This is a genomic window from Sphingosinicella humi (assembly GCF_003129465.1).
GTDB lineage: Bacteria > Pseudomonadota > Alphaproteobacteria > Sphingomonadales > Sphingomonadaceae > Allosphingosinicella > Allosphingosinicella humi.
The window spans coordinates 1418850-1442798 of sequence record NZ_QFFF01000001.1 but is presented as its reverse complement, the minus strand read 5'-3'; the positions used below and the strand labels follow the sequence as shown (position 1 = coordinate 1442798).

At 66.3% G+C, this 23949-nt stretch carries 27 protein-coding genes; 15 read left to right on the top strand and 12 right to left on the bottom strand.

All coding sequences use genetic code 11. The features are described 5' to 3' along the window. Nucleotides 1-28 precede the first annotated feature (28 nt). The 6 genes from DF286_RS07145 to coxB all read right to left on the bottom strand — a co-directional run bounded on the left by DF286_RS07145 (nucleotide 29) and on the right by coxB (nucleotide 5381). Entirely contained in the window at nucleotides 29-844 is an 816-nt protein-coding gene (locus DF286_RS07145) for a cytochrome c oxidase subunit 3 (RefSeq protein ID WP_109270801.1), read from the bottom strand. Nucleotides 845-944: 100 nt separating this feature from the next. Further along, nucleotides 945-1499 (bottom strand): cytochrome c oxidase assembly protein, encoded by a 555-nt coding sequence (locus DF286_RS07140; RefSeq protein WP_109270800.1) that lies wholly within the window; start codon nucleotides 1497-1499, stop codon nucleotides 945-947. Beyond that, nucleotides 1496-1630 (bottom strand): hypothetical protein, encoded by a 135-nt coding sequence (locus DF286_RS15475; RefSeq protein WP_279379322.1) that lies wholly within the window; start codon nucleotides 1628-1630, stop codon nucleotides 1496-1498. The genes DF286_RS07140 and DF286_RS15475 overlap by 4 nt, the downstream gene beginning before the upstream one ends. Next, nucleotides 1627-2538, bottom strand: a complete 912-nt coding sequence (locus DF286_RS07135) for a heme o synthase (RefSeq protein WP_109270799.1) — start codon at nucleotides 2536-2538, stop codon at nucleotides 1627-1629. The genes DF286_RS15475 and DF286_RS07135 overlap by 4 nt, the downstream gene beginning before the upstream one ends. A gap of 66 nt (nucleotides 2539-2604) precedes the next feature. Further along, complete coding sequence (gene ctaD, locus DF286_RS07130) at nucleotides 2605-4269, bottom strand: cytochrome c oxidase subunit I (protein WP_109272074.1); 1665 nt, start codon at nucleotides 4267-4269, stop codon at nucleotides 2605-2607. After that, the gene (coxB, locus tag DF286_RS07125) at nucleotides 4269-5381 is read right to left on the bottom strand and encodes a cytochrome c oxidase subunit II (RefSeq protein WP_109270798.1); all 1113 of its coding nucleotides are present in this window, start codon (nucleotides 5379-5381) and stop codon (nucleotides 4269-4271) included. The genes ctaD and coxB overlap by 1 nt, the downstream gene beginning before the upstream one ends. 183 nt (nucleotides 5382-5564) lie before the next feature. On the opposite strand from coxB, the gene pyrE reads away from it, so the two are divergent. The 5 genes from pyrE (at nucleotide 5565) to DF286_RS07100 (ending at nucleotide 9369) form a co-directional block, all read left to right on the top strand. Next, nucleotides 5565-6149, top strand: a complete 585-nt coding sequence (gene pyrE / locus DF286_RS07120; RefSeq protein ID WP_109270797.1) for an orotate phosphoribosyltransferase — start codon at nucleotides 5565-5567, stop codon at nucleotides 6147-6149. Then, the gene (locus tag DF286_RS07115; RefSeq protein WP_109270796.1) at nucleotides 6146-6892 is read left to right on the top strand and encodes a pyridoxine 5'-phosphate synthase; all 747 of its coding nucleotides are present in this window, start codon (nucleotides 6146-6148) and stop codon (nucleotides 6890-6892) included. The genes pyrE and DF286_RS07115 overlap by 4 nt, the downstream gene beginning before the upstream one ends. 106 nt (nucleotides 6893-6998) lie before the next feature. After that, nucleotides 6999-7415, top strand: a complete 417-nt coding sequence (gene acpS / locus DF286_RS07110; RefSeq protein ID WP_109270795.1) for a holo-ACP synthase — start codon at nucleotides 6999-7001, stop codon at nucleotides 7413-7415. Between the two features lie 23 nt (nucleotides 7416-7438). Then, the gene (gene lepB / locus DF286_RS07105; protein ID WP_109272073.1) at nucleotides 7439-8302 is read left to right on the top strand and encodes a signal peptidase I; all 864 of its coding nucleotides are present in this window, start codon (nucleotides 7439-7441) and stop codon (nucleotides 8300-8302) included. Next, nucleotides 8299-9369, top strand: coding sequence for an AI-2E family transporter (locus DF286_RS07100; RefSeq protein WP_109270794.1), 1071 nt, complete (start codon nucleotides 8299-8301; stop codon nucleotides 9367-9369). The genes lepB and DF286_RS07100 overlap by 4 nt, the downstream gene beginning before the upstream one ends. A 117-nt stretch (nucleotides 9370-9486) precedes the next feature. Here the strand turns inward: DF286_RS07100 and DF286_RS07095 are convergent, their stop codons facing one another. Together DF286_RS07095 and rpsU are read right to left on the bottom strand one after the other, a co-directional pair. Beyond that, nucleotides 9487-9987: an FKBP-type peptidyl-prolyl cis-trans isomerase gene (locus DF286_RS07095; RefSeq protein ID WP_109270793.1), complete on the bottom strand. Its 501-nt coding sequence runs from the start codon at nucleotides 9985-9987 to the stop codon at nucleotides 9487-9489. A gap of 85 nt (nucleotides 9988-10072) precedes the next feature. After that, nucleotides 10073-10279, bottom strand: a complete 207-nt coding sequence (rpsU, locus tag DF286_RS07090) for a 30S ribosomal protein S21 (RefSeq protein ID WP_109270792.1) — start codon at nucleotides 10277-10279, stop codon at nucleotides 10073-10075. Nucleotides 10280-10493: 214 nt separating this feature from the next. Between rpsU and DF286_RS07085 the strand changes: the two genes are divergently transcribed. Continuing rightward, on the top strand, nucleotides 10494-11006 hold the full coding sequence (locus tag DF286_RS07085; protein ID WP_109270791.1) for a (2Fe-2S)-binding protein: 513 nt from the start codon (nucleotides 10494-10496) through the stop codon (nucleotides 11004-11006). A 35-nt stretch (nucleotides 11007-11041) separates the two neighbouring features. Here the strand turns inward: DF286_RS07085 and DF286_RS07080 are convergent, their stop codons facing one another. After that, nucleotides 11042-12283, bottom strand: coding sequence for a mechanosensitive ion channel family protein (locus tag DF286_RS07080; RefSeq protein WP_424141251.1), 1242 nt, complete (start codon nucleotides 12281-12283; stop codon nucleotides 11042-11044). A gap of 136 nt (nucleotides 12284-12419) precedes the next feature. Here DF286_RS07080 and trmB point away from each other — a divergent pair, with 136 nt between their 5' ends. Further along, nucleotides 12420-13112 (top strand): tRNA (guanosine(46)-N7)-methyltransferase TrmB, encoded by a 693-nt coding sequence (trmB, locus tag DF286_RS07075; RefSeq protein WP_109270790.1) that lies wholly within the window; start codon nucleotides 12420-12422, stop codon nucleotides 13110-13112. On the opposite strand, the gene DF286_RS07070 is transcribed toward trmB, so the two are convergent. Further along, a complete protein-coding gene (locus tag DF286_RS07070) occupies nucleotides 13109-14260 on the bottom strand; it encodes a PQQ-dependent sugar dehydrogenase (protein ID WP_109270789.1) in 1152 nt (383 codons plus the stop codon). The two genes, trmB and DF286_RS07070, sit on opposite strands and share 4 nt — an antisense overlap. A gap of 105 nt (nucleotides 14261-14365) precedes the next feature. Between DF286_RS07070 and DF286_RS07065 the strand changes: the two genes are divergently transcribed. From DF286_RS07065 to DF286_RS07055, 3 genes are read left to right on the top strand one after another with little or no spacing between them, the layout of a single operon-like run. Beyond that, a complete protein-coding gene (locus tag DF286_RS07065) occupies nucleotides 14366-15436 on the top strand; it encodes a type III polyketide synthase (protein ID WP_109272071.1) in 1071 nt (356 codons plus the stop codon). Next, nucleotides 15429-15953: an isoprenylcysteine carboxyl methyltransferase family protein gene (locus DF286_RS07060; protein ID WP_207790010.1), complete on the top strand. Its 525-nt coding sequence runs from the start codon at nucleotides 15429-15431 to the stop codon at nucleotides 15951-15953. The genes DF286_RS07065 and DF286_RS07060 overlap by 8 nt, the downstream gene beginning before the upstream one ends. Nucleotides 15954-15962: 9 nt before the next feature. Continuing rightward, entirely contained in the window at nucleotides 15963-16580 is a 618-nt protein-coding gene (locus DF286_RS07055) for a hypothetical protein (protein ID WP_207790009.1), read from the top strand. A gap of 71 nt (nucleotides 16581-16651) precedes the next feature. On the opposite strand, the gene DF286_RS07050 is transcribed toward DF286_RS07055, so the two are convergent. Together DF286_RS07050 and DF286_RS07045 are read right to left on the bottom strand one after the other, a co-directional pair. Then, nucleotides 16652-17104 carry an Hsp20/alpha crystallin family protein gene (locus tag DF286_RS07050; RefSeq protein WP_341533232.1) on the bottom strand — a complete coding sequence of 151 codons (453 nt, stop codon included), beginning with the start codon at nucleotides 17102-17104 and terminating at the stop codon, nucleotides 16652-16654. 146 nt (nucleotides 17105-17250) lie between these two features. Beyond that, nucleotides 17251-17736 carry an Hsp20 family protein gene (locus tag DF286_RS07045; RefSeq protein ID WP_109270787.1) on the bottom strand — a complete coding sequence of 162 codons (486 nt, stop codon included), beginning with the start codon at nucleotides 17734-17736 and terminating at the stop codon, nucleotides 17251-17253. 274 nt (nucleotides 17737-18010) lie between these two features. On the opposite strand from DF286_RS07045, the gene rimP reads away from it, so the two are divergent. The 5 genes from rimP (at nucleotide 18011) to rbfA (ending at nucleotide 23910) form a co-directional block, all read left to right on the top strand. Next, entirely contained in the window at nucleotides 18011-18541 is a 531-nt protein-coding gene (rimP, locus tag DF286_RS07040) for a ribosome maturation protein RimP (protein ID WP_109270786.1), read from the top strand. Between the two features lie 5 nt (nucleotides 18542-18546). Next, the gene (nusA, locus tag DF286_RS07035) at nucleotides 18547-20169 is read left to right on the top strand and encodes a transcription termination factor NusA (RefSeq protein WP_109270785.1); all 1623 of its coding nucleotides are present in this window, start codon (nucleotides 18547-18549) and stop codon (nucleotides 20167-20169) included. 10 nt (nucleotides 20170-20179) lie between these two features. Beyond that, on the top strand, nucleotides 20180-20893 hold the full coding sequence (locus DF286_RS07030) for a DUF448 domain-containing protein (protein WP_243444857.1): 714 nt from the start codon (nucleotides 20180-20182) through the stop codon (nucleotides 20891-20893). Next, the gene (infB, locus tag DF286_RS07025; RefSeq protein WP_109270783.1) at nucleotides 20890-23406 is read left to right on the top strand and encodes a translation initiation factor IF-2; all 2517 of its coding nucleotides are present in this window, start codon (nucleotides 20890-20892) and stop codon (nucleotides 23404-23406) included. Before DF286_RS07030 ends, infB begins: the two co-directional genes overlap by 4 nt. A gap of 102 nt (nucleotides 23407-23508) precedes the next feature. Beyond that, nucleotides 23509-23910, top strand: coding sequence for a 30S ribosome-binding factor RbfA (rbfA, locus tag DF286_RS07020; protein ID WP_109270782.1), 402 nt, complete (start codon nucleotides 23509-23511; stop codon nucleotides 23908-23910). The last annotated feature ends 39 nt before the right edge of the window (nucleotides 23911-23949 follow it).

The window sequence follows — 23949 nt, the reverse complement described above, 5'->3', positions numbered from 1 at the left end:
CCCTACCGCAAGCGAGAGGGGAAGTTCATCAGTGATACTCGGCGCCCCACCCGCCCCAGACGTAGATGGCGAGGAAGAGGAACAGCCAAACCACGTCGACGAAGTGCCAATACCAGGCCGCCGCCTCGAACCCGAAATGCTGACGCGGCGTGAAATGGCCCTTGTAGCTGCGGATCAGGCAGACGATCAGGAAGATCGTGCCGACGATGACGTGGAAGCCATGGAAGCCCGTCGCCATGAAGAAGGTCGACGTATAGATATTGTCGCCGAAGCCGAACGGCGCATGGGCATATTCATAGGCCTGGATGAAGCTGAACAGCACGCCGAGGCCGATCGTTACCCACAAACCCTTCTTTAGTCCCTCGCGGTCGCCGTGGATCAGGGCGTGGTGCGCCCAGGTGATCGTGGTGCCCGAGCAGAGCAGGATCAGGGTGTTGAGCAGCGGATATCCGAAGGGATCGAGGACCTTCATGCCCTGAGGCGGCCAAACGCCACCGATCGACTCCACCGCCGGTGGGAAGATCGCGGCGTTGAAATAGGCCCAGAACCAGGCGACGAAGAACATGACCTCCGACGCGATGAACAGGATCATGCCGTAACGCAGGTGGAGCTGGACGACCGGCGTATGATCGCCGCCCTGGGCTTCGCGGATCACGTCGACCCACCAGCTGAACATGCAGAAGAGGGTAGCGATGACGCCCGCGAAGAAGACATAATTGCCGATGGGATGATCGTGCATCCACATGACGGCGCCTCCAAACAGCGCCAGCGCCGAAAAGCTGGTCAAGAGCGGCCAGATGCTCGGCGGCAAGATGTGGAAATCGTGGGTTTTGGCTCCGGCCATGTCTCGTCCTGTTCCTGTCTCTCAATCGTCACCCCGGCGAAGCCCGGGTCCATTCAGACCAGATTGGATTCCAGCTTTTCGCTGGAATGACGGGGTTTCTCTAACTTTGAGCCGTCGGCTCGTCCACGGGATAAAAAGTGTAGCTCAGCGTGATCTCGCTGATGTCCTTGGCGTACGGGTCGTCGAGGATGGCGGGATCGATATAATAGATGACCGGCATCCGGACTTCCTCACCGGGCTGCAACGTCTGCTCGGTGAAGCAGAAGCACTCGATCTTGGTGAAAAATTGCCCGGCCTGGAGCGGCGTCACGTTGAAGGTGGCGGTACCGGTGACCGGCTCGTCAGACAGGTTCTTCGCCCTGTAGAAGGCCATTTTGCGGGCCCCGATCGCCGTGCGCTCGACATGCTTTTCGGGCTGGAACTCCCAGGGCAGCGCGGAATTGGTGTTGGAATCGAAGCGGACGTTGATGATCTTGCCGGTGGGTTGGACCGGGAGATCCGCTTCGTCGGCGCGCTGCGTGGTGCCGGCGAAACCCGTCACCTGACAGAAGAGGCGATAGAGCGGCACGCTGGCGAAGGCGAGGCCGACCATGGCGAGCACGATCAGAGCGGCGATGGCCGCCGTGCGGCCGTTCTTTTGAGCAAGCGTCGTCATTGGTTCACCGTCATCTTGGCGATCGTGATCGCGAACATCAGGATGACGAAGGCACCGAGCAGCCAGGCCATGAGGTTGGCGCGGCTTCTCTGGCGGGCGCGGAATTCCTCGTCGGGGTCGGGCAGGGTCATGCCAGCAACCAACGATCGAGGACGAGAGCGCCGAAAATGGCGAAGAGATAGATGACGGAGAAGGCGAAGAGGCGCTTTTCCGGCTTCATCTCCGAAGGCTCGGTGGCCCGGTTGGCGAGCACCTGGAGCGCCAGGACGATGAAGGCCAGGCTGAGCGCGGCGGCGGCGACGCCGTAGACTGCGCCGGCGAGGCCCAGCGGCCAGGGCGCGACGGCGGCGGCCGCCATCGGCAAGGTGTAGAGCGCGATCTGCTGGCGCGTCACCCTCGGCCCCGAGACGACCGGCAGCATCGGCACGCCGGCATTGGCATAGTCCGAGCGGACGAACAGCGACAACGCCCAGAAATGCGGCGGCGTCCACATGAAGATGAGGGTGAAGAGAAGAAGCGGGAGCAGGGTCACGTCCCCCGTCGCCGCGGCCCAGCCGATCACCGGCGGGAAGGCGCCGGCGGCGCCGCCGATGACGATGTTCTGCGGCGTGCGCCGCTTCAGCCACACGGTGTAGACGAGGACGTAGAAAAGGATCGAGACGGCGAGCACCGCCGCCGCGAGCCAGTTGGTGGCGACGCCCATCAGCAGGACCGAGAAGGCGCCGAGCCCCACGCCGAAATGAAGCGCCGTCTGCCGGTCCATACGGCCGGCGGGCAGCGGACGCTTCGATGTGCGCCTCATCAGCGCATCGATATCGGCTTCGTACCATTGGTTGAGCGCCGCCGCCGCGCCCGCGCCAAGGGCGATGCAGAGGATGGCGGTGAAGGCGAGCACCGGGTGGATCGCGCTCGGCGCCGCGAGGAGACCGCACAGGCCCGTGAAGACGACGAGCGTCATCACCCGGGGCTTCGTCAGCGCGACGAAGTCCCGCCAGTCGGCGGTCAGGGCGCGAGTCTGTTCCAGCACTTGCGTGGTCATATCAGCAATTCCGCCGCCACCCCAGCCAAAGGACTGGGATGGCGGTGGTCTCTCTTCCTTTGTGCCTCAGTCGATCTTCGGCAGCGTCTCGAACTGGTGGAACGGCGGCGGCGAGGACAGCGTCCACTCCAGCGTGGTCGCACCTTCGCCCCACGGATTGGCCGGCGCCTTCTTGCCCGCGATCAACGACCAGAAGACGTTGATGAAGAAGAACACCATGCCGACGGCCATGATCACATAGCCCCAGCTCGCGACCTCGTTCCAGCCGGCATAGGCGTCCGGATAGTCCGGATAGCGTCGCGGCATGCCGTCCAACCCGAGGAAGTGCATCGGGAAGAACAGGATGTTGACGCCGATGAAGAAGGTCCAGAAGTGAAGCTGACCCAGCACTTCGTTATACTGGCGTCCCCACATCTTGCCGAACCAATAGTACCAGGCCGCGAACAGCGCGAACACGGCGCCGAGCGAGAGCACATAGTGGAAGTGGGCGATGACGTAGTAGGTGTCGTGCATGTAGTTGTCGATGCCGCCATTGGCGAGCACGACGCCGGTGACGCCGCCGATCGTGAACATGAAGATGAAGCCCAGCGCCCACATCATCGGCGTCTGGAAGGTGAGGCTGCCGCCCCACATGGTGGCGATCCAGCTGAAGATCTTGATGCCCGTGGGCACCGCGATCACCATCGTCGCCGCGGTGAAATACATCTTCGTGTTCACGTCCATGCCGACGGTGAACATGTGGTGGGCCCAGACGATGAAGCCGACCACGCCGATCGCGACCATGGCGTAGGCCATGCCGAGATAGCCGAAGACGGGCTTGCGGCTGAAGGTGGCGACGATCTGGCTGACCATGCCGAAGCCCGGCAGGATCATGATGTACACTTCGGGGTGGCCGAAGAACCAGAACAGGTGCTGGTAGAGCACCGGGTCGCCGCCCTGGCTGGCGTCGAAGAAGCTGGTGCCGAAGTTGCGGTCGGTCAGCAGCATGGTGATCGCGCCGGCCAGCACCGGCAGCGCGAGCAGCAGCAGGAAGGCGGTGATCAGCACCGACCAGGCGAACAGCGGCATCTTGTGCAGGGTCATGCCCGGCGCGCGCATGTTGAAGATGGTCGTGATGAAGTTGATCGCGCCGAGGATCGAGCTAGCACCCGCCAGGTGCATCGCGAAGATGCCCATGTCGACCGACGCGCCCACCGACCCGCTGGTCGAGAGCGGCGGATAGAGCGTCCAGCCGGTGCCGGAGCCCATGCCGGTGCCGCCCGCCACGAAGGACGAGCCGAGCAGCAGGATGAAGGCCGGCGGCAGCAGCCAGAAGCTGATGTTGTTCATGCGCGGGAAGGCCATGTCCGGCGCGCCGATCATCAGCGGCACGAACCAGTTGCCGAAGCCGCCGATCATCGCCGGCATCACCATGAAGAAGATCATGATGAGGCCGTGATTGGTGATGAGCACGTTCCAGAAGTGCAGAGCCTCGTCGAACGAGGCGGCGCCCGACCAGGCCTCCAGATACTGGACGCCCGGCTCCATCAGCTCCCAGCGCATCAGGCCGGAGATCGCCCCGCCGATGATGCCCGCGATGATCGCGAAGATCAGGTAGAGGGTGCCGATGTCCTTGTGGTTCGTCGACATGAACCAGCGCGCGAAGAAGCCCGGCTTGTGGTCCTCATGCGCAGGCGCCTCATGGGCGTGGTCCGCCTGGAAATAGGCGGCGTTGGCGGTCGTGTCGGTCATCATTCAGCCTCGGTGGGATTGACGGTCGCGGCCTGTTCGACGGGAACGGCCGGGCCGGTGGCGTTCACCAGCGTCGGTTCGGGGATCTGGGGCGTCTCGGTCGCCGACGTGTCGTCGATCGCGTCCGAGGCGGTGACGGGCGCCGGCGCCGCGCCGGGCATGGTGCCGCCCTGGGAGGCGACCCAGGCGGCGAACTGCGCCGGCGGGACCACTTCGACGGCGATCGGCATATAGGCGTGACGCGCGCCGCACAGCTCCGAGCACTGGCCGTAATAGACGCCGGGCCGATCGACCTTGAACCAGGTCTCGTTGAGGCGGCCGGGAACGGCGTCGATCTTGGACCAGAAGGCCGGAACGGCGAAGGCGTGGATGACGTCGTTGGAGGTGACGATCAGCTTCACGGTGGCGCCGGCGGGGACAACCATCCGATTGTCGACCGCGAGCAGCCGCGGCTCGCCGCGGGCCTTTGCGTCCTCCTCGGACAGCATGTTGGAGACGACCTCGAAATCGCCATGGTCCGGATACTGGTAGGTCCAGTACCACTGGTTGCCCATCACCTTGACGGTGAGGTCCGCCTCGGGCGGGGAATATTGGTTCGCGAGCAGCCGGATCGACGGCACCGCGATGATGACGAGGATGATGACCGGTACCAGCGTCCAGATCACCTCGATCATCGTGTTGTGAGTCGTCCGCGACGGCTCCGGATTGGCGCGGCGGCGATAGCGGACCACGACCCACACCATCAGGAACAGGACGAGGATCGAGATGGCGGCGATCACCGGCATCAGGATCACATCATGGAACCAGGCGGCTTCTTCGCCGATGCCGGTATACTGATCCTGCAGGCCCATGCGGCCGTCGGGCTGGCCGACGCCGGGCTCGGGCATGATGTTGCTGGCATAGGTGCTCTCCGCGACCGTGGCGTCGCTCGGCTCCTCGGGGTTCACCGCCGCCTGGTCGGGCGAGGCTTCTTCCGGCTGGGCCGGAGCGGCCTGCGAGTCGGCCACCAGCGACTCGGCGACGGGCGCCGGCTGGGTATTCTGGGCGAACGCCGAGGCGGGTGAGAGGCCGAGCGCGGCTGCGACGGCAATTAGCTTGATTAGAGTCTTCATCTAAACCCCTTGGGCCCGGACCAAAAGGAGCGGGCATGGATTCGGTCGCGGACGGTAAAGGTTGGCGGCCTTATAGCAGCGGAAATGCGCGCCTCAAGTCCGTGAAACTTTTTGGCTAAAGCTTGATGAGGAAGGCACACCGGCCTATCTGCCCTCGGGCAAGGAGCGAGCGGGTATTTGGGTATGAGTGAAGAAGAGATTTTGGCGGAATTCCGGGCCGCGGACGCGCTGCTGGAGGGGCATTTCATATTGTCCTCCGGCCTCCACAGCCCGCGCTACCTGCAATGCGCGCGCGTGCTGGCGGACCCGATGCGGGCCGCGCGGCTGGCCTCCGCGCTGGCCGCGTCGATGCCGCGCGACATCCGCAGCCAGATCGAGATTGTCGTGTCCCCGGCCATGGGCGGCGTCATCGCCGGCCATGAGATGGGCCGTGCTCTAGGGGTCGAGGCGATCTTCGTCGAGCGGCCCACCGGCACCTTCGAGCTTCGCCGCGGCTTTCGCCTGAAGCCGGGGCAGAAGGTGCTGCTGATGGAAGATGTGGTCACCACCGGCCTCTCCTCGCGCGAGGCGATCAAGGCCGTAGAGGAAGCGGGCGGCGAAGTCATCGCGGCCGCGGCGCTGGTCGACCGCTCCAGCGGCGAGGCCGATCTGGGCGTCCCCTTCTTCCCGCTGGTCAGCATCACCGTGCCGACCTATCCGGCCGACGCCCTCCCGCAGGACCTCGCCGCCCTTCCGGCCGAGAAGCCGGGGAGCCGGAAGGCGGCGTGATCCTCCGAGGCGCTCAGGACGGACTCCGCCTTGGCGTCAATGTCGATCATGTCGCGACGATAAGGAACGCGCGCGGCGGCGACCATCCCGATCCGGTGCGTGCCGCGTTCGCCGCGGCCGATGCGGGCGCTGACGGCATCACCGCCCATCTTCGCGAGGACCGCCGGCACATCACCGACGACGACATCCACCGGCTGATGGAGCGCCTCACCATACCGCTCAATCTCGAGATGGCGGCAACCGAGGAAATGCTGGAGATTGCGCTCCGCCACCGTCCGCACGCCGCCTGCATCGTCCCCGAGAAGCGCGAGGAGCGGACCACCGAGGGCGGCCTCGACGCCGCCGGTCAGCACGACCAACTCGCGCCGTTCGTCGCCCGCCTCAACGAGGCGAGCATCCGCGTCAGCCTGTTCATCGAGCCGGAGCCCCGTCAGATCGAGGCCGCGATCCATCTCGGCGCGCCGGTCGTCGAATTTCACACCGGCCTCTACGCCCATCTGGAGGGCGAGGCGCGGACGGCCGAGCTTCGCCGACTCGCCGACGCGGCCGCGCTCGCCCGGAAGAACGGCATCGAGCCGCATGCCGGCCATGGCCTCACCTTCGACAATGTCGCGCCCGTCGCCGCCATCCCGCAGCTCGCCGAGCTCAACATCGGCCATTTCCTGGTCGGCGAGGCGATCTTCACCGGTTTTGAAGCGAGCGTCACGAGAATGCGCGCGCTAATGGATGAGGCACGGGGATGAGCGTCACTCGTTATCCCGGCGCAGGCCGGGATCTCAGGACAAGAAGTCACCGCGGGTCTCCACGAGACCCCGACCTTCGCCGGAGTGACGGCCTGTTGGGGCCGTCATGATCATCGGCATCGGCTCCGACCTCTGCAATATCGAGCGGATCCAGAAATCGCTCGACCGCTGGGGCGAAAAGTTCGAGCGGCGCGTCTTCACCGACGTGGAACGAGCCAAGGCGGCGAGCCGCCCGCACACCCGCGCCGGCACCTATGCCAAGCGTTTCGCCGCCAAGGAGGCCTTTTCCAAGGCGGTCGGCACCGGCTTCAAGCGCGGCGTGTTCATGAAAGATATAGGCGTCGTCAATAAAGCGTCGGGCCAGCCGACGCTTGCGCTGACCGGCGGAGCGAAGCAGAGACTTGACGCCATGACCCCGGAAGGCCACGCCATTTCCATTCATTTGACGATGACCGACGATCATCCCTTCGCCCAGGCTTTCGTCATCATTACCGCCAGCCCCCTAGAAGGAGCCCAAGGGTGAGCGAGAGCGATCCCGCCGTCGCGATGACCGATAGCGCTTCAGAAACCGAGGAAGCCGCCAAGAAGAAGGGCGGCACCGACTGGTGGGGGGAGATCAAGGCGATCTTCTGGCTGATCCTGGCCGTGCTCGCCTTCCACAGCTTCATCGCCAAGCCCTTCTATATCCCCTCGGAATCGATGATGCCGACGCTCTTGAAGGGCGATCGGCTGGTGGTGAGCAAATTTCCCTATGGCTGGTCCTGGGTGTCGCCCAGCTTCCACATCCTTCCGCCGAGCGACGGGCGGCTGTTCGGCTCGCTCCCGGAGCGCGGCGACATCGTCATCGTCACGCCGCCGGGCCAGACCTCCGACTATATCAAGCGCGTCGTCGGCCTTCCCGGCGACACGATCGAGATGATCGACGGCCACCTCATCATCAACGGCGTGCCGGTGAAGCGCGTGGAGTTGCCGCCGGCGATGATCCCGATCGACGAGAACATCCCCTGCTATCCCGATGAATTCGGCGAGCATCGCGTGACCGGTCCGGATGGCCAGCGTTACTGCCGCCTGCCGCTCTATCGCGAGACGCTGCCCAACGGCGTTTCCTACGACACCATCGACATGGGCTATTCGGAGGTCGACGATTTCCCGCGGATCCGAATCCTCGAGGAGCATGTGTTCCTGATGGGCGACAATCGCGACAAGTCGGCCGACAGCCGGGTGAGCGCGGATCGGCAGGGCCTGGGCGGCCCCGTGCCCTATGAGAATATCGGCGGGCGGGCCGAGTTCATCACCTTCTCGCTCGATGGATCGTCGGAATATCTGAACCCGATCAGCTGGTTCACGGCGCTGCGCGGCGGCCGCGCCGGCGACTCGCTCCATCCGGACGCGGCCGCGCCCGCGCAATGAGCGATGCGCCCGGCCGCCGCGATGTCGAGGAGCCGGGCCCGACGGAGTTTCGCGACCCGCTGATCCGTCAGGAACTGAAGCGGGCGAGCGTCTGGCTCGGGCTTGGGCTGCTCATCTTCGCGGTCGCTTTCCTGTCGCAGCCGCTGCTGCTGATCCTCGGCGGCCTCGTCTTCGCCTCGATTCTCGATGGCGGAACGCGCCTTCTGGGCCGTGTGCTGCCGATCGGGCGCGGCTGGCGCCTCACCATCATCACCCTGCTCGCCATTGCGTTCCTGGTCGGAACGATCGCGCTCGCGGGCATGCAGATCGCGCAGCAAGCGGGCAATTTCCAGGAGGTCATCACCCGCCAAGCCAACCGCGCGCTCGAATGGGCAGCGAGCTTCGGCTTCGTTCCCGGCGACATCAGGATCGAACAGATATTCGAGCAGGTGATGGGCTCGCTGGGGCGCCTCACCTACGCCGTCACGAACGTCATCGGCGCGGCGACCAGCCTGTTCCTGATCATGGTCATCGGCGTGTTCATCGCCGTCGAGCCGCGCCTCTACGAGCGCGGCGTCGGCTGGATGCTGCCGATGCGCAGCCGAGACGGCTTTTACCGCATGATCGAGCGCATGGCCTTCACCCTGCGCCGCCTGATGGCGGGCCGGCTGCTCGGCATGGCCGTGGAAGGGGTCGGAACCTGGGTGCTGCTATGGGCGGGCGGAGTGCCGATGGCGCTGCTGCTCGGCCTCCTCACCGGCATCCTGGCCTTCCTTCCCAATATCGGCGCCATCATCTCGGGCGTGCTCATCATCCTCGTCGGCTTCAGCGCCGGCGTCGACACGGGCTTGTGGGCGGTAATGGTCTACGCCGTGGTCCAGATCGTCGACGGCTATCTGATCGTGCCTTACGTCGCCAAGAAGACGGTCGACCTGGCGCCGGCGCTGGTGCTCGGCGCCCAGCTGCTGTTCGGCGCCATGTTCGGCATCCTCGGCCTGGCCCTCGCCGACCCGATCCTGGCCATGGCCAAGGCGGCCCTGCAGCAAAGATCGGAAGAGGAGCACGGCGCACGAACGCCGGAACCCTAGGCAGTGTCGGCCGTCATTGCGAGCGAAGCGAAGCAATCCAGTGAGGCGGCAGAGCGGGGCTGGATTGCTTCGTCGCTTCGCTCCTCGCAATGACGAAAGAATCCTGTCCCGGCAGCCTCACATGCCGGGCGGGGGTATTCCCATGCCTTGCAGCGCCGAGGCCGGAACGAAGTCGATCAGCGTCACTTCGAACTGGAGATCGGCGTCAGGCGGAATGGCATCCCCGGCACCTGTGGCGCCATAGGCCAGCTCGGACGGGATGCGCAGGCGGTAGGTCCCGCCCTTGCGCATCATCTGCAGGCCCTCGGCGAAGCCGGGGATCGAGCCCATCACGGGCAGCGGGACGGGTTGCCGGCCCTCGCTGGTGTCGAACACCGTGCCGTCCTCGAGCGTCCCCGTATAGTCGATGAGGACAATGTCGGTGGGCGCCGGGTGCGGCCCTTCGCCTTCGCTCACGACTCGGAACTGCAGGCCCGATTCGGTGGTGACATAATGCTGGCCGGCGGTTCCCGCCCAGGCCAGCGCACCGGCGGCGAGGCTAAGTGCCGCCAGACCGATCCATAATTTGGTGACGGAGCCCTTCTTGATCGGGCGAATGGGAACCGCGGTGACGGACATGGGCGTATCCCGAACAATGGAAAGGGCGACGATGCTCTATCGCCGCCCTGCATGCGGAAGCAAGCCTGTCCCGCCGAAAATGCCCTTAGCGGACGCCGTCGCGCTCCAGCCGCTTGCGCTCCAGCTTACGGGCGCGGCGGACGGCGGCGGCGCGCTCGCGGGCGCGCTTCTCGGACGGCTTCTCATAGTGACGGCGCAGCTTCATCTCGCGGTAGACGCCTTCGCGCTGGAGCTTCTTCTTGAGCGCTCGCAGCGCCTGGTCGACATTGTTGTCGCGAACGATGATTTGCATAAGCGGTCGTCACTCTCCGATTTCAAAAGGCCGTGCGGCGATCGATAGGAACCGCCTGACACAAACCCGATAGAAGCGATAGAACAGGGTCGTCGCGAAACATTCTTCCGCGCCGTCGTGAGCGGCCCGATACCAGCGGCCGAGGCTCATTTCAAGCGGCAATGCTCGCTCCTGCCCCTTCCCCGATCGGCCGGCGAGACCTAAAGCCGGGACCATGACCCGCTTCACCGTGAACGGCCAGCCCGTCCATTATCGGATGGATCCGGAGACGCCCCTGCTCTGGGCGCTGCGGGACGCCTCCAACCTTACCGGCACCAAATATGGCTGCGGCACCGGCGATTGCGGCGCGTGCACGGTGCATATCGACGGCGAGGCGGTACGCAGCTGCACCGTCACCATCGCGGCCGTCGAAGGCAGCTTCGTGACGACCATCGAGGCGCTGTCGCGAGACCGGTCGCATCCGGTGCAGCAGGCCTGGGTGGCCGATTCGGTGCCGCAATGCGGCTTCTGCCAGCCCGGAATGATCATGGCCGCCGCCGCGCTGATCGAGAAGAATCCCAATCCGACCGACGCGGAGATCGACGCCGCCATCACCAACATCTGCCGCTGCGGCACCTATCCCCGGGTCCGAAACGCAATCCGCCGGGCGACGAGAGTGAGGGCGGGCATCGAGCGGATCGCCGCGCCCCCACCGCCGGGCGGCAGCGACGGCTCGGAACAGAGCTGAGCCGCGGAGCGGCGCCCGCCGGGCGACTCGAAAGGCTAGGCCGCTCGTCGCACCTGTCCAAGGCCGGCGGCGAAATCCAAGCCCGTCGGCTGCTGGAACAGCCGCAGCCCGAATTCGGGCAGGATGGCGATCAAATGGTCGAAGATGTCGGCCTGCGTCCCCTCATGATCCGCCCAGGCCGTGCTGGCCGTGAAGGCGTAGATTTCGAGCGGCAGACCGGTCTCCGAAGGCGCGAGCTGGCGCACCAGCAAGAACAGCTTGTCGGAGAGGTCTCCGCGGGCCTTCAGATAGGCGCTCACATAGGCACGGAAAGTGCCGATATTGGTGATGCGGCGGGCGTTCACCGCGTCCCTGGTCCGCTCCGGCCGGGCCTGGTTCCATTCGGCGAGCTCCGTCTCCTTGCCGGCCAGATAGTCGGAGAGGAGCGAGAAGCGCCGCAGCCTTTCCACTTCGCTGGGCTCGAGGAAGCGGATGCTGTTCTGGTCGATCGTCAAGGATCGCTTGATCCGCCGTCCGCCTGCTTCGTACATGCCTCGCCAGTTCCGGAAGGACTCGCTGATCAGGCGGTGCGTCGGGATGGTCGTGATCGTCTTGTCCCAGTTCTGAACCTTGACCGTGTGGAGCGCGATATCGACGACGTCGCCGTCGGCGCCGAGCTGCGGCATCTCGATCCAGTCGCCTACGCGAAGCATGTCGTTCGAACTCAGCTGGACCGAGGCGACGAGCGAGAGGATCGTGTCCTTGAACACCAGCATCAGCACCGCCGCCATCGCGCCGAGGCCGGAGAGGAGGAGCAGCGGGGATTTGTCGATCAGCGCGGCGATGATGAGGATCGCGCTGGCGAAATAGACGATGATCTTGCCGACCTGCAGATAGCCCTTGATCGGCCGGCTGCCCGCATCAGGCCTGCGGTTATAGACTTCGTTGGCGAAATCGAGCGCGGCGCTGATCGCCATCGCCACCGTCAGGATCATGAAGCCGGTGGCGACCGCCTGGACAAGGCTGATGAGGGCGCTCGGCAGGTTCGGCACCGCCACGATGCCGGCCTGAATGATGAGGGCCGGGACGAGGTTGGACAAGCGCCGCGCGATTCGCGTGAGCGCCCCCTGCTCGCCCTCATGCGGGGTCAGGGTCAGCAAACGGCCGAAGATCTTGAGGACGACCTGCTTGGCGATCCAGTTTCCCAGCATGGCGACGAGGACGAGTATGGCCAGGAAAAGCAGCGTCTGCAGCCAGGGCTGGTCGGTAACGGTGTATCCGATGAAATCGGAGATGATTTCCTCCTTTGCTAGGGGATGGATGGGAGGTGCGGGAGCCCCCCCGCGGGCATATGATTGCCCAAGGGTGACGAAACCAGGGTCGTTTCGCAAGGATGCTTGGCGGCAGCGGCAAATGCGGCGATAGGGCCGGCGCATGACGACCGCGAAATCCGATCCGACCACCATCCGACGCCTTTACGGGCGCCGTTCGGGCCATAAGCTCCGCCAGGGGCAGGCGGCGCTGGTCGAGGAGTTGCTGCCGGCCGTCAGCGTTCCCGAGGAGGGGCCGGTCGATTGGACCCGCCTGTTCGGCGACGAGCGCCCGCTTCACTTCGAGATCGGCTTCGGCTCCGGCGAGCATCTCGCCTATCGCGCCGATCTGCTGCCGGACCACGGCTTCATCGGCTGCGAGCCTTTCCTGAACGGCGTCGTCGGCGCGCTCGTCCATATCCGCGACAAGCACCTGCCGAATGTCCGGCTTCACATGGGCGACGCGCTCAATGTGCTGGAGCGGCTACCGGACGCGAGCCTGCGCTTCGTGTATCTGCTGCATCCCGATCCCTGGCCGAAGGCGCGCCATGCCAAGCGCCGCATGGTCAATCATGGCCCGCTCGACCTCATCGCCGCCAAGCTACAGCCCGGCGGCGAGTTCCGGCTCGGCACGGACGACCCGACCTATTGCCGCTGGTCGATGATGATCATGAACCAGCGCCGCGACTTCGAGTGGCTGGCGGAGAGCGCCAAGGACTTCCTCACCCGTCCCGGCGGCTGGCCGGAGACCCGCTACGAGGCCAAGGCCCGCCGCAAGGGCCACGAAGTCTGGTATTTCCGCTATCGCCGGGCCTAGGTCGCCGGGGTCAGCCTCAGCAGCCGGCCGCCCGAGCCTTCACGCTCGTCTTCCAGCAGGTAGATCGAGCCGTCCGGCCCCTGCTCCACCTCGCGGATGCGCTGGCCCATGTCCCAATGGTCCGCGACTTTGGCGGTGGTTCCGTCGAGATCGATGCGGAGCAGCGCCTTCCCGGACAGCCCGCCCATCAGCGCGTCGCCGCGCCATTCGGGGAACATCGCACCCGAGTAGATGATGAGGCCCGCGGGCGAGACGACGGGCGTCCAGACGATCTTCGGCTTGGTGAATTCGGGCCGGGTCGCGTGAGCCGGTATGTCGCGCCCGTCATAATGATCGCCGTCGGAGACGATTGGGTAGCCGTAATTCTGGCCCTTCTCGATGAGGTTGAACTCGTCGCCGCCCTTCGGACCCATCTCATGCTCCCACAGCCGTCCTTCGGCATCGAAGGCGAGGCCGAGCGGGTTGCGGTGGCCGAGGCTCCAGATTTGCGACGTGACGCCGCCCTGGTCGTGGAAGGGATTGTCGCTCGGCACCGTGCCCGTGTCGGTCAGGCGGATGATCTTGCCGAGGTTCATCTTCATGTCCTGCGCCGGATCGAATTTCTGGCGCTCGCCGCTCGAGATGAAGAGATAGCCGTCGGGCGAGAAGACGAGGCGGTGGGCATAATGGCCGCGGCCGGTCACCTTGGGGTCCTGGCGCCAGATCACCTGCATGCCCTCGATGCGGGGAGCCCCGCCCTCGAGCACCAGCCGCCCCCGGCCCACGGCCCCGCCGCGCGTGTCGCCTTCGCCGGCCTCCGCCCAGCTCAGATAGATGACGCCGTTATTGGCAAAATCGGGATGGAGGATGACGTCGCCGAGGCCGCCCTGGCCGCCATGGTCGACGGCGGGCACGCCCTGCACCTCGGTAACCGCCCCGCCAGGCGTCCACAGCATGAGCTCACCCGACTTTTGCGTGATCAACGCCTGGCCGGTGCCGGGAATGAAGGTCATCGCCCAGGGCTCGTTGAACTGAGCGATCTCCTGGACCTGGAAGGGACGGCCCGGCTCGCCATCCGCGGGAGCGGCCTGGTTGCCGGTGGCAACGCCTTCCGTCGGGTTGCAGGCAACGAGCAGCAGGGCGGTGGCGGCAAGAGAGAGAGGACGCATCTATAGGCCTCCAGGCAAACAGGGTGTAAGGATCGGGCGACGTGGCGGACCTTCCAGCGGCAGGTCGGTTGCGTCAAGATGGGGGCGATCGGATCGGACCGATGGATGCCGAATAATAGTCGTCCTCCGGTGGCCCTGCTCTCGCTCGCGACGGCGGTTCCCCCCCATGTCCTCGTCCAGGAGGAGGCTAAAAGCTTCGCCCGGAGCCTGTTCGGCACACGCATGCGGCTTTTCGAGCAGCTGGAGCCGGTCTTCGACAATGCCGGGGTTGCCACTCGGCGTCTCTCCAGGCCCACCGACTGGTATTGGGGCGATCATGGCTGGAAGGAGCGCAACCAGGTCTATCTGGAGACGGCCGAGGCGCTTTATGTCGAGGCGGCGAGGAAGGCCCTCGACCAGGCCGGTGTCGAAGCCCGCGACATCGACTGCCTCGTCACCGTCTCGACAACGGGCATCGCCACCCCCAGCCTCGAGGCCCGCGTTGCCGGCAGGATGGGCTTCAGGGTCGATGCCGAGCGCGTCCCCCTGTTCGGCCTTGGCTGCGCCGGCGGCGTCAGCGGGTTGGCCACCGCGGCCCGGTTGGCAGCGGCCGGCGAAGGCAGGACGGCGCTGTTCGTGACGATCGAACTCTGCTCGACCACGATCCGGATCGACAAGGTCAGCAAGGCCAATATCGTCGCCACCGCCCTGTTCGGGGACGGCGCGGCCGCCGCCGTCCTGCGCTCCGGCGACGGGGGGTGGGCCACGGTCGAGGGGGGATGCGAGATATTGTGGCCCGACACGCTGGGCATCATGGGCTGGGATGTCGAGGATCCCGGCCTGGCCGTCATCTTCGACCGCGCCATTCCGCCGTTCGTCGAGCAGTATATGGCCACCGCCGTGGCGCATATGCTGGAGGCGCTCGGCCTGGAACGTCGGGAGATAGACCGCTTCACCTGCCATCCCGGCGGCGCCAAGGTCGTCGCGGCACTGGAGTCGGGCCTGGCGCTGAAGGAGGGCGAGCTCGACCACGAGCGCGCCATCCTCCGTGATTTCGGCAACATGTCCGCGCCCACGGTGCTCTTCGTGCTGGAGCGGTTGCTCCAGGCGGGCATGCCGGAGCGGACGTTGCTGCTGGCGCTCGGGCCGGGCTTCACGGCCGCGGGATTGTCGTTGGCGCGGGCGCGGAATGCCTGAGCTCGGGATCGGTGAGGTGGGTTGGCCGGCGGTGATCCTGGCCCTGGTGACGGCGCAGCGGCTGGGCGAACTGATGCTCGCGCGCCGCAATACCCAGGCCCTGCTCGCGCGCGGGGCCTATGAAGTCGGCCAAGGCCATTATCCGCTGATCGTCGCCGTCCACGCGGCCTGGTTGGCGGCACTTTGGTGGCTAGCCCCCGGTCGTCCTGTGATCTGGCCGCTGATCGGCTTGTTCCTGCTGCTCCAGGTCGGGCGCATCTGGGTGCTCGCAACGTTGGGCCGGCGTTGGACGACTCGCATCATCGTTCTTCCGGACGCGCCTTTGGTGAAGGACGGGCCGTACCGATGGCTCCGCCATCCCAATTACGCCATCGTTGTCGGCGAGGTCGCGGTGCTGCCGCTCGCCTTCGGACTGTGGCAGGTCGCGAGTCTGTTCACGCTGCTCAACGGGCTTGTCCTCGCGATCCGGATACGGGTCGAAGAGCCACGCCTTGGCAGGGCCCGTCTTTCCCCCTAGCGTCTCCTCATGAAGTGGATCGCGCTCCCGCTTGCCCTTGTCCTCGCCGCCTGTACGGACGGGGGCGTCGCCGACGATCAAGCGCCGGTCGCCGCCGCGGAGACCGCCGCCGATCGCTTCTTCGCCAGCCTCTCGGCGCTGTGCGGCAAGGCCTATGAAGGCCGGGTGGTTTCGGACGAAGCGGCCGACGAGGAGATGCGCAGCAGCCGCCTGGTGATGCACGTGCGGGAATGTTCCGACGACACGATCCGCATCCCCTTCCATGTCGGCGAGGATCGCTCGCGCACCTGGGTCGTGTCGCGCACCGAAGAGGGCGGCCTTCGCCTCAAGCACGACCATCGCCACCCGGACGGCAGCGAGGACGTGCTGACCCAATATGGCGGCGACACGACCGCGCCCGGGACCGCGACCCGGCAGGAATTCCCCGTCGACTCATTTTCCAGGGACCTGTTCAACCGCGAGGGAGCGGCGGTCTCGACCACCAACGTCTGGGCCATCGAGATCGAGCCGGGTCGGATTTTCGCCTACGAGCTCCGCCGCCCGAACCGCTACCTGCGCGCGGAGTTCGATCTCACCAGACCGGTCGCGCCGCCTCCGCCGCCGTGGGGCGCGAAGCCGGAAGCCTGACTAAAGCCGCATTCCATATCGGGTAATGCGTCCGGGCCGGACAGGCCGGCCCGGATAGCGTTTGTGGGCTGTCAGTGCCGAGTGCCCGCGCTGATCGGGATACGCCGGCCGCGCACGACCTCCGCCGAACGTGGGATCGTCACCGTCAGCACGCCCTCTTCGAACCGCGCTGACGCCTTGTCCTCTTCGGCGCCGCTCGGCAGCGCGATACGCCGTTCGAAGCGTCCGTAGAAGCGCTCGGAATAGCCTCGATCCTTGGCCTCGCTTTCGGACCTCCGCTCGCCGCGGATGCAGAGCATGCCGTCGTCGACGGTGAGCTCTATGTCCTTTTCATTGAGGCCCGGCACCTCGGCGATGATGCGGAACTCGCTGTCGGTTTCACTGACCTCGACGCTCGGCCAACTCGTCATGCGACTCATCATCATGGACGGGCCGCCGAAGCCGCGAAGGACGTCGTCGAACATCCTGTCCATCTCCCGCCGGAGCGAGAGGAACGGATTTCGATCCTCCTGGTCGAGAAGCATCGGGGCACGGTTCTCCTGCCGAGCCCGGGGAACAAGATCACGAATAGACATAATCACTCCTCCTTGTGGCTTACAGTCGAAGGCGGCCCGACATGCTCCGGGCCAGCCGGAGCCGGCCCGGAGCGGTCATGTCGCCACCACTTGGTTCAGGCGGCCTCGCGGTCGACCTTTGTCGTCGCTTCGCCCGAAGTGTCGAGCTGCTGGACGCCCCGGCCGATCTCGATCCTGCGCGGGCGCATGGCCTCGGGGATCTCGCGCTGGAGCTCGATCGTGAGGAGGCCGTCCTTCATGTCGGCGCCCTTCACCTGCACGAAATCGGCAAGCTCGAACCGGCGTTCGAAGCTGCGCCGGGCGATGCCGCGGTGGAGATAATTGGCATTGCCGTTCTGCTCGTCCGCCTTGCGGCCGGACACGATGAGCAGGTTCTGCTGCGCCGTCACGTCGATCTCGTCCGGCTTGAACCCGGCCACCGCAAGCGTGATGCGGTAGCGGTCCTCGCCGTCATGTTCGAGATCGAAGGGCGGATAGCCGTCGCTGTTCTGGGCGGCTGCGCTGCTTTCGAGCAGGTCGAAGAGCCTGTCGAAGCCGATGGTGGACCGGCGGAAGCCGGAAAGGTCGAATTCGTTCCTCATATCAAAGTCCTCCTTGGAGCAACGATGTTACAAGGTGCGTCCGAGAGAGCGGACGCCCTCTGGTCAGCCGGCCCCGCAATGGCAGCCGGCGGCGCTAATTTGGGTGGCCGAAAAATCGGTTTCAAGACGGGAGCCGGGGCGTGCCCAATCGCGGCTTGCTCCCTTCCCGACCTTCCCCTATATAGCCCCTGCCTTTCTCGACATCGGTAACAATGTTGAGGCTGGTCCCAGGGTGGGGCCGGCACCGAGGCCCTTTGGTTGTTGGGATGCATGGATGGCGGACGTCGCCGAACTGACGAGACTGATCGAGCCCGCGGCCAAGGCCGAGGGGCTGGAGCTGGTGCGCGTCAAGATGATGGGCGGCAAGTCCGATCCGACGCTTCAGGTGATGGCCGAGCGGCCGGATACGCGCCAGCTGACGCTTGACGACTGCGCGCGGCTGTCGCGTCGACTGTCCGAGTTGCTCGACGAGGCGGACCCGATCGAAGAGGCCTATCGGCTGGAGGTGAGCTCGCCCGGGATCGACCGGCCGTTGACCCGGCTCAAGGATTTCGAAGATTGGAAGGGGCACGAAGCCAGGATCAGCCTTCGCGAAGCCCTGGACGGCCGGAAGCAATTCACCGGCGATCTGATCGGCGTCGAGGGTGACACGATCCTGATTGAGGTGCAGAATATCGGGGAGGCGCGCCTCCCCTTCGACAAGGTTCATTCGGCCAAGCTGCTGATGACCGACAGGCTAATCGAAGCGACCGCTCCGCTCTCGGCGGAGGGCGCGGACTCCATCAAGGTAGAAGGACAGGACTGAGACCCATGGCCACCACCGCAAGCTCCGGCGCCCCGGGCGCCGTTTCCGCCAACAAGGCCGAGCTGCTCGCCATCGCCGACGCCGTCGCGCGCGAGAAACTGATCGACAAGGCGATCGTCATCGAGGCGATGGAGGACGCGATCCAGCGCGCCGCCCGTGCCCGCTATGGCGCCGAGAACGACATCCGCGCCAAGCTCGACCCGAATTCGGGCGACCTGCGCCTGTGGCGCGTCGTCGAGGTGGTCGAACAGGTGGACGACTATTTCAAGCAGGTGAGCCACGCCGACGCGCAGAAGCTTCAGCCCGGCGCAAACGTCGGCGACTTCATCGTCGATCCGCTGCCGCCGATCGAGTTCGGCCGCATCGCCGCACAGGCCGCCAAGCAGGTCATCTTCCAGAAGGTCCGCGACGCCGAGCGCGAGCGGCAATATGAGGAGTTCAAGGACCGCGCCGGCGAGATCATCACCGGCGTCGTCAAGCGCGTCGAGTTCGGCCATGTCGTCGTCGACCTGGGCCGCGCCGAGGGCGTCATCCGCCGCGACCAGCAGATCCCGCGCGAAGTCGTTCGCGTCGGCGACCGCGTGCGCTCGCTGATCCTCAACGTCCGCCGCGAGAATCGGGGGCCGCAGATCTTTCTCTCCCGCGCGCACCCGGACTTCATGAAGAAGCTGTTCGCGCAGGAAGTCCCCGAAATCTACGACGGCATCATCGAGATCAAGGCCGCCGCCCGTGATCCGGGCAGCCGCGCCAAGATCGGCGTCATCAGCCACGACAGCTCGATCGACCCGGTCGGCGCCTGCGTCGGCATGAAGGGCAGCCGCGTCCAGGCCGTCGTCCAGGAGATGCAGGGCGAGAAGATCGACATCATTCCCTGGTCCGAGGATCTCGCGACTTTCGTCGTCAACGCGCTGCAGCCCGCGACTGTCGCCCGCGTCGTCATCGACGAGGAAGAAAGCCGGATCGAGGTCGTCGTTCCCGACGATCAGCTGAGCCTCGCCATCGGCCGCCGCGGCCAGAATGTGCGCCTGGCCAGCCAGCTCACCAATTCGGCGATCGACATCATGACCGAGGCCGATGCCAGCGAGAAGCGCCAGCGCGAGTTCGTCGAGCGCTCCGAGATGTTCCAGAACGAGCTGGACGTCGACGAGACGCTGGCCCAGCTGCTGGTCGCCGAAGGCTTCGGCGCGCTGGAGGAAGTCGCCTATGTCGAGCCGGAGGAGCTGTCCTCCATCGAAGGCTTCGACGAGGAGCTGGCGGCGGAGCTGCAGAGCCGCGCCGCCGAGGCGCTGGAGCGCCGCGAGGCCGCCGCGCGCGAGGAGCGGCGCGCGCTCGGCGTGTCGGACGAGCTGGCGGAGATGCCCTATCTCACCGAGGCGATGCTGGTGACGCTCGGCAAGGCGGGCATCAAGACGCTCGACGATCTGGCCGACCTCGCCACCGACGAACTGGTCCAGAAGAAGCGGCAGGAGCCGCGCCGTCGCCAGGAAAGCTCGCGGCCCGAGGACAAGGGCGGGATCCTCGCCGACTATGGGCTCTCCGACGAGCAGGGCAATGAGATCATCATGGCGGCCCGCGCTCACTGGTTTGAGGACGAAGGGGAGGACGCGGTTGCGGAAACCTCCCAATGACACGGCAGAACTGACCAGCCGGAGCGGCATTAAGGGCCGTTCCGATGATCGATCGGCCCATATACCCGAGCGCAAGTGCATCCTTTCCGGGGAGCATGACGCGCGCGACAATCTCGTCCGGCTCGCGCTAGGGCCGGGCGGCGAGATCGCGCCCGATGTTCGGGCCAAGGCGCCCGGGCGCGGCGCCTGGATCGGCGTCGATCGCGCGGCTCTGGAAGCGGCTCAGGCCAAGGGCAAGCTCAAGGGTGCGTTGGCTCGCGCCTTCAAGACCGGCGCCCTCTCCATTCCGCCCGATCTGGGGGAGCGGATCGAGAAGGCCTTGCGCCAGGCGGCGCTCGATCGGCTGGGTCTCGAAGCCCGCGCCGGCACGCTGATCACCGGATCCGACAAGATCGAAACCGCGGCGCGGCGCGGTGAGGTTCACCTCCTCATCCACGCCTCGGACGCGGGCGAGGACGGCAACCGCAAGCTCGATCAGGCCTGGCGGATGGGCGACGGCGAAAGCCAAGGGGTGGTTTTTCCAGCCGAAAGGGCCATATTGTCGTTGGCGCTGGGGCGGCACAATGTGGTACATGTCGCCATCGTCGACCGGGCTGCCGCCGCGCGTGTGCGTCACGCGATCGACAGGTGGCGCGCTTTTATCGGAACGGATGATGGGCTAAGCGCCGGGGCGGCGGAAACGTCGGGCGCTTCGGCTGTGGATGTGAACGAAGGATTAGAATGAGCGATACGACAGACAAGCCGAAGCTCGGAGCACGCGCGCCGTTGGGCCTCAAGCGGACGATCGAAACCGGCAAGGTGAAGCAGAGCTTCAGCCATGGCCGGTCCAACACCGTCGTGGTCGAGGTGAAGAAGCGTCGTATCCTGGGCCGGCCCGGCGAGGCCGAAGCGCCCAAGGTCGAGGAAGCGCCCAAGCCGGAAGCACCCGTCGCCAAGGCGCCCCCGCCCAAGCCCAAGCCCGCTGCTCGTCCGGTCAACGATGCCGCCGCGCGCAAGGAGCTTCAGGAGAAGCTGCTGCGCGAGGCCGAGGAAGCGCGCATGGCTGCGCTCGAGGAAGCGCGCCGGCGCGAGGACCGCCAGGCCCAGGAAGCGTCCGAGGAAGAGAAGCGCCGCGCCGAGGAGAATCGCCGCGCCGAAGAGGAACGGCAAAAGGCCGAGGAAGAGGCTCGCATGGCCGCCGAGAAGGCCGCCACGGTGAAGCCGCGCGCCGAGCCCGACTTGTCCGCGCCCGAGGCGCCGGCGAGCGAGGAGGAGGAGCGTCGGAGCGTCCACGGCCGCGCCAAGCATCCGCCCGCCGCCAAGAAGCCCGAGCCGGCCCGCCCGAGCCGTGGCGGCCGCGATGATCGCCGCCAGTCCGGCAAGCTCACCGTCACCCGCGCGCTCACCGATGGCGACGGCGGCGCTCGCGCCCGCTCGCTGGCGGCGCTGAAGCGCGCCCGCGAGAAGGAAAAGCGGCATCATCAGCAGTCCGGACCGCGCGAAAAGCAGATCCGCGACGTCGTGGTGCCCGAGGCGATCACGGTCCAGGAACTCGCCAACCGCATGGCGGAGCGCGGCGCCGACCTGGTGAAGGCGCTGTTCAAGATGGGCATGATGGTCACCGTCAACCAGACGATCGACCAGGACACGGCCGAGCTGCTCGTCACCGAGTTCGGGCACAACATCAAGCGCGTCAGCGAAGCCGACGTCGAGATCGGCATCGGCGGCGAGGAGGATGCGCCCGAGACATTGCGGCTGCGTCCGCCCGTGGTCACCATCATGGGCCATGTCGATCACGGCAAGACGTCGCTGCTCGACGCCATCCGCGGTGCCGAAGTCGTGGCGGGCGAAGCCGGCGGCATCACCCAGCATATCGGCGCCTATCAGGTCGGCCTGCCCGACAAGTCGAAGATCACCTTCCTCGACACGCCGGGCCACGAGGCCTTCACCGAGATGCGCGCGCGCGGCGCCAACGTCACCGACATCGTCGTGCTGGTGGTCGCGGCCGATGATGGCCTGAAGCCGCAGACGGTCGAGGCGATCAACCACACCAAGGCCGCCGGCGTGCCGATGATCGTGGCGATCAACAAGATCGACAAGCACGAGGCCAATCCGCAGAAGGTCCGCGAGGAACTGCTGCAGCACGAGATCGTGGTCGAGGACATGGGCGGCGACGTCCAGGACGTCGAGGTTTCGGCGCTCAAGAAGACCAACCTCGACAAGCTGCTCGAGGCGATCCAGCTCCAGGCCGAAATCCTCGAGCTCAAGGCCAACCCCGACCGTCCGGCGGAAGCCACGGTCGTCGAAGCCAAGCTCGACAAGGGCCGCGGACCGCTGGCGACCGTGCTCGTCCAGCGCGGCACGCTTCGCGTCGGCGACATCTTCGTCGTCGGTGCGGCGAGCGGCAAGGTCCGCGCGATGATCGACGACAAGGGCCGCCAGGTGAAGGAAGCCGGGCCGTCGGTGCCGGTCGAGGTGCTCGGCCTGTCGGCGGTGCCGTCGGCGGGCGATCCCTTCTCGGTGGTCGAGAATGAGGCGCGCGCCCGCGAGGTCGCCGCCTACCGCCAGAGCGTGCTCGATCGGAAGCGCACCACCAGCGCCCCGGTCAGCCTCGAGAACATGTTCGCCTCGAAGGCGAGCACGATCATGGAGTTCCCGCTGGTCATCAAGGCCGACGTGCAGGGCTCGGCCGAGGCGATCGTCAACGCCGTCAACCGCATCTCGACCGACGAGATCAAGGTGCGCGTGCTCCATTCGGGCGTCGGCGCGATCACCGAGAGCGACGTGACCCTGGCCGGCGCGTCCGGCGCGCCGATCATCGGCTTCAACGTCCGTCCCAACGCCAAGGCGCGCGAAGTCGCCGAGCGCACGGGCGTCGAGTTCCGCTACTATGATGTCATCTACCACCTCACCGATTGGGTGAAGTCGGCGATGGCGGGCGAGCTCGGGCCGGAGATGGTCGAGACGGTGCTTGGTCGTGCCGAGGTCAAGGAGGTCTTCCCGGCCGGCAAGAAGGACAAGGCGGCCGGCCTGCTGGTCCTCGAAGGCGTCATCCGCAAGGGCCTCCATGCGCGGCTCACTCGCGAGGACGTCATCGTGTCCAAGACCACGATCTCGTCGCTGCGTCGTTTCAAGGACGACGTCGCCGAAGTCCGGGCGGGCCTCGAGTGCGGCGTGCTCCTGGCCGACACCAACGACATCAAGCCGGGCGATCACCTCGAAGTCTTCGAGGTCGAGGAACGCGAGCGGACTTTGTAGGCAAAGGCGTCACCCCGGCGACAGGCCGGGGTCTCGTCGTGAAGGGTCGCGACCTTTCCCAACGAGAATCCGGCATGCGCCGGAATGACGGTGAGGAAAGCGATGCGCCACAACGAAACTCCTGAAGGCCGCTCGGTGCGCCTGCTCCGCGTCGGCGAGCAGGTGCGCCATGCGCTGTCCGAGATCCTGATGCGCGGCGACGTGCATGACGAGGTGCTGGCGAGCCATCCGGTCTCCGTCACCGAGGTGCGCATGTCGCCGGACCTCCGGCACGCCACCGTGTTCGTGAAGCCGCTGCTGGGCGCCGACGAGGCGGAGGTGATCGCCGCCTTGAAGCGCAACGTCCGCTACCTGCGCGGCGAAGTGTCGCGGCGGGTGAACACCAAATATGCCGCGATGCTGAAGTTCCTCCCCGACGAGAGCTTCGACGAGGGCAGCCACATCGACCGGCTGCTACGCGACCCGAAGGTCGCCCGCGACCTCAGCGGAGACGAGGAGGAGTGACGCTGGGGGCGGCCCGCGCCGTGGGCGCGGCACGTTCGG

What these genes read in the sequence shown, in the direction of transcription:
- pyrE (WP_109270797.1), top strand. Translation starts at nt 5,565, where the DNA reads ATGAGTGAAGAAGAGATTTTGGCGGAATTCCGGGCCGCGGACGCGCTG.
- DF286_RS07095 (WP_109270793.1), bottom strand. Translation starts at nt 9,987, where the DNA reads ATGTCCGTCACCGCGGTTCCCATTCGCCCGATCAAGAAGGGCTCCGTC.
- DF286_RS15475 (WP_279379322.1), bottom strand. Translation starts at nt 1,630, where the DNA reads ATGACCCTGCCCGACCCCGACGAGGAATTCCGCGCCCGCCAGAGAAGC.
- DF286_RS07145 (WP_109270801.1), bottom strand. Translation starts at nt 844, where the DNA reads ATGGCCGGAGCCAAAACCCACGATTTCCACATCTTGCCGCCGAGCATC.
- rbfA (WP_109270782.1), top strand. Translation starts at nt 23,509, where the DNA reads ATGCGCCACAACGAAACTCCTGAAGGCCGCTCGGTGCGCCTGCTCCGC.
- DF286_RS07065 (WP_109272071.1), top strand. Translation starts at nt 14,366, where the DNA reads ATGCCGAATAATAGTCGTCCTCCGGTGGCCCTGCTCTCGCTCGCGACG.
- nusA (WP_109270785.1), top strand. Translation starts at nt 18,547, where the DNA reads ATGGCCACCACCGCAAGCTCCGGCGCCCCGGGCGCCGTTTCCGCCAAC.
- lepB (WP_109272073.1), top strand. Translation starts at nt 7,439, where the DNA reads ATGACCGATAGCGCTTCAGAAACCGAGGAAGCCGCCAAGAAGAAGGGC.
- DF286_RS07070 (WP_109270789.1), bottom strand. Translation starts at nt 14,260, where the DNA reads ATGCGTCCTCTCTCTCTTGCCGCCACCGCCCTGCTGCTCGTTGCCTGC.
- acpS (WP_109270795.1), top strand. Translation starts at nt 6,999, where the DNA reads ATGATCATCGGCATCGGCTCCGACCTCTGCAATATCGAGCGGATCCAG.
- infB (WP_109270783.1), top strand. Translation starts at nt 20,890, where the DNA reads ATGAGCGATACGACAGACAAGCCGAAGCTCGGAGCACGCGCGCCGTTG.
- DF286_RS07050 (WP_341533232.1), bottom strand. Translation starts at nt 17,104, where the DNA reads ATGCTTCTCGACCAGGAGGATCGAAATCCGTTCCTCTCGCTCCGGCGG.
- rpsU (WP_109270792.1), bottom strand. Translation starts at nt 10,279, where the DNA reads ATGCAAATCATCGTTCGCGACAACAATGTCGACCAGGCGCTGCGAGCG.
- DF286_RS07055 (WP_207790009.1), top strand. Translation starts at nt 15,963, where the DNA reads ATGAAGTGGATCGCGCTCCCGCTTGCCCTTGTCCTCGCCGCCTGTACG.
- DF286_RS07100 (WP_109270794.1), top strand. Translation starts at nt 8,299, where the DNA reads ATGAGCGATGCGCCCGGCCGCCGCGATGTCGAGGAGCCGGGCCCGACG.
- trmB (WP_109270790.1), top strand. Translation starts at nt 12,420, where the DNA reads ATGACGACCGCGAAATCCGATCCGACCACCATCCGACGCCTTTACGGG.
- rimP (WP_109270786.1), top strand. Translation starts at nt 18,011, where the DNA reads ATGGCGGACGTCGCCGAACTGACGAGACTGATCGAGCCCGCGGCCAAG.
- DF286_RS07135 (WP_109270799.1), bottom strand. Translation starts at nt 2,538, where the DNA reads ATGACCACGCAAGTGCTGGAACAGACTCGCGCCCTGACCGCCGACTGG.
- DF286_RS07060 (WP_207790010.1), top strand. Translation starts at nt 15,429, where the DNA reads ATGCCTGAGCTCGGGATCGGTGAGGTGGGTTGGCCGGCGGTGATCCTG.
- coxB (WP_109270798.1), bottom strand. Translation starts at nt 5,381, where the DNA reads ATGAAGACTCTAATCAAGCTAATTGCCGTCGCAGCCGCGCTCGGCCTC.
- DF286_RS07045 (WP_109270787.1), bottom strand. Translation starts at nt 17,736, where the DNA reads ATGAGGAACGAATTCGACCTTTCCGGCTTCCGCCGGTCCACCATCGGC.
- DF286_RS07140 (WP_109270800.1), bottom strand. Translation starts at nt 1,499, where the DNA reads ATGACGACGCTTGCTCAAAAGAACGGCCGCACGGCGGCCATCGCCGCT.
- ctaD (WP_109272074.1), bottom strand. Translation starts at nt 4,269, where the DNA reads ATGACCGACACGACCGCCAACGCCGCCTATTTCCAGGCGGACCACGCC.
- DF286_RS07085 (WP_109270791.1), top strand. Translation starts at nt 10,494, where the DNA reads ATGACCCGCTTCACCGTGAACGGCCAGCCCGTCCATTATCGGATGGAT.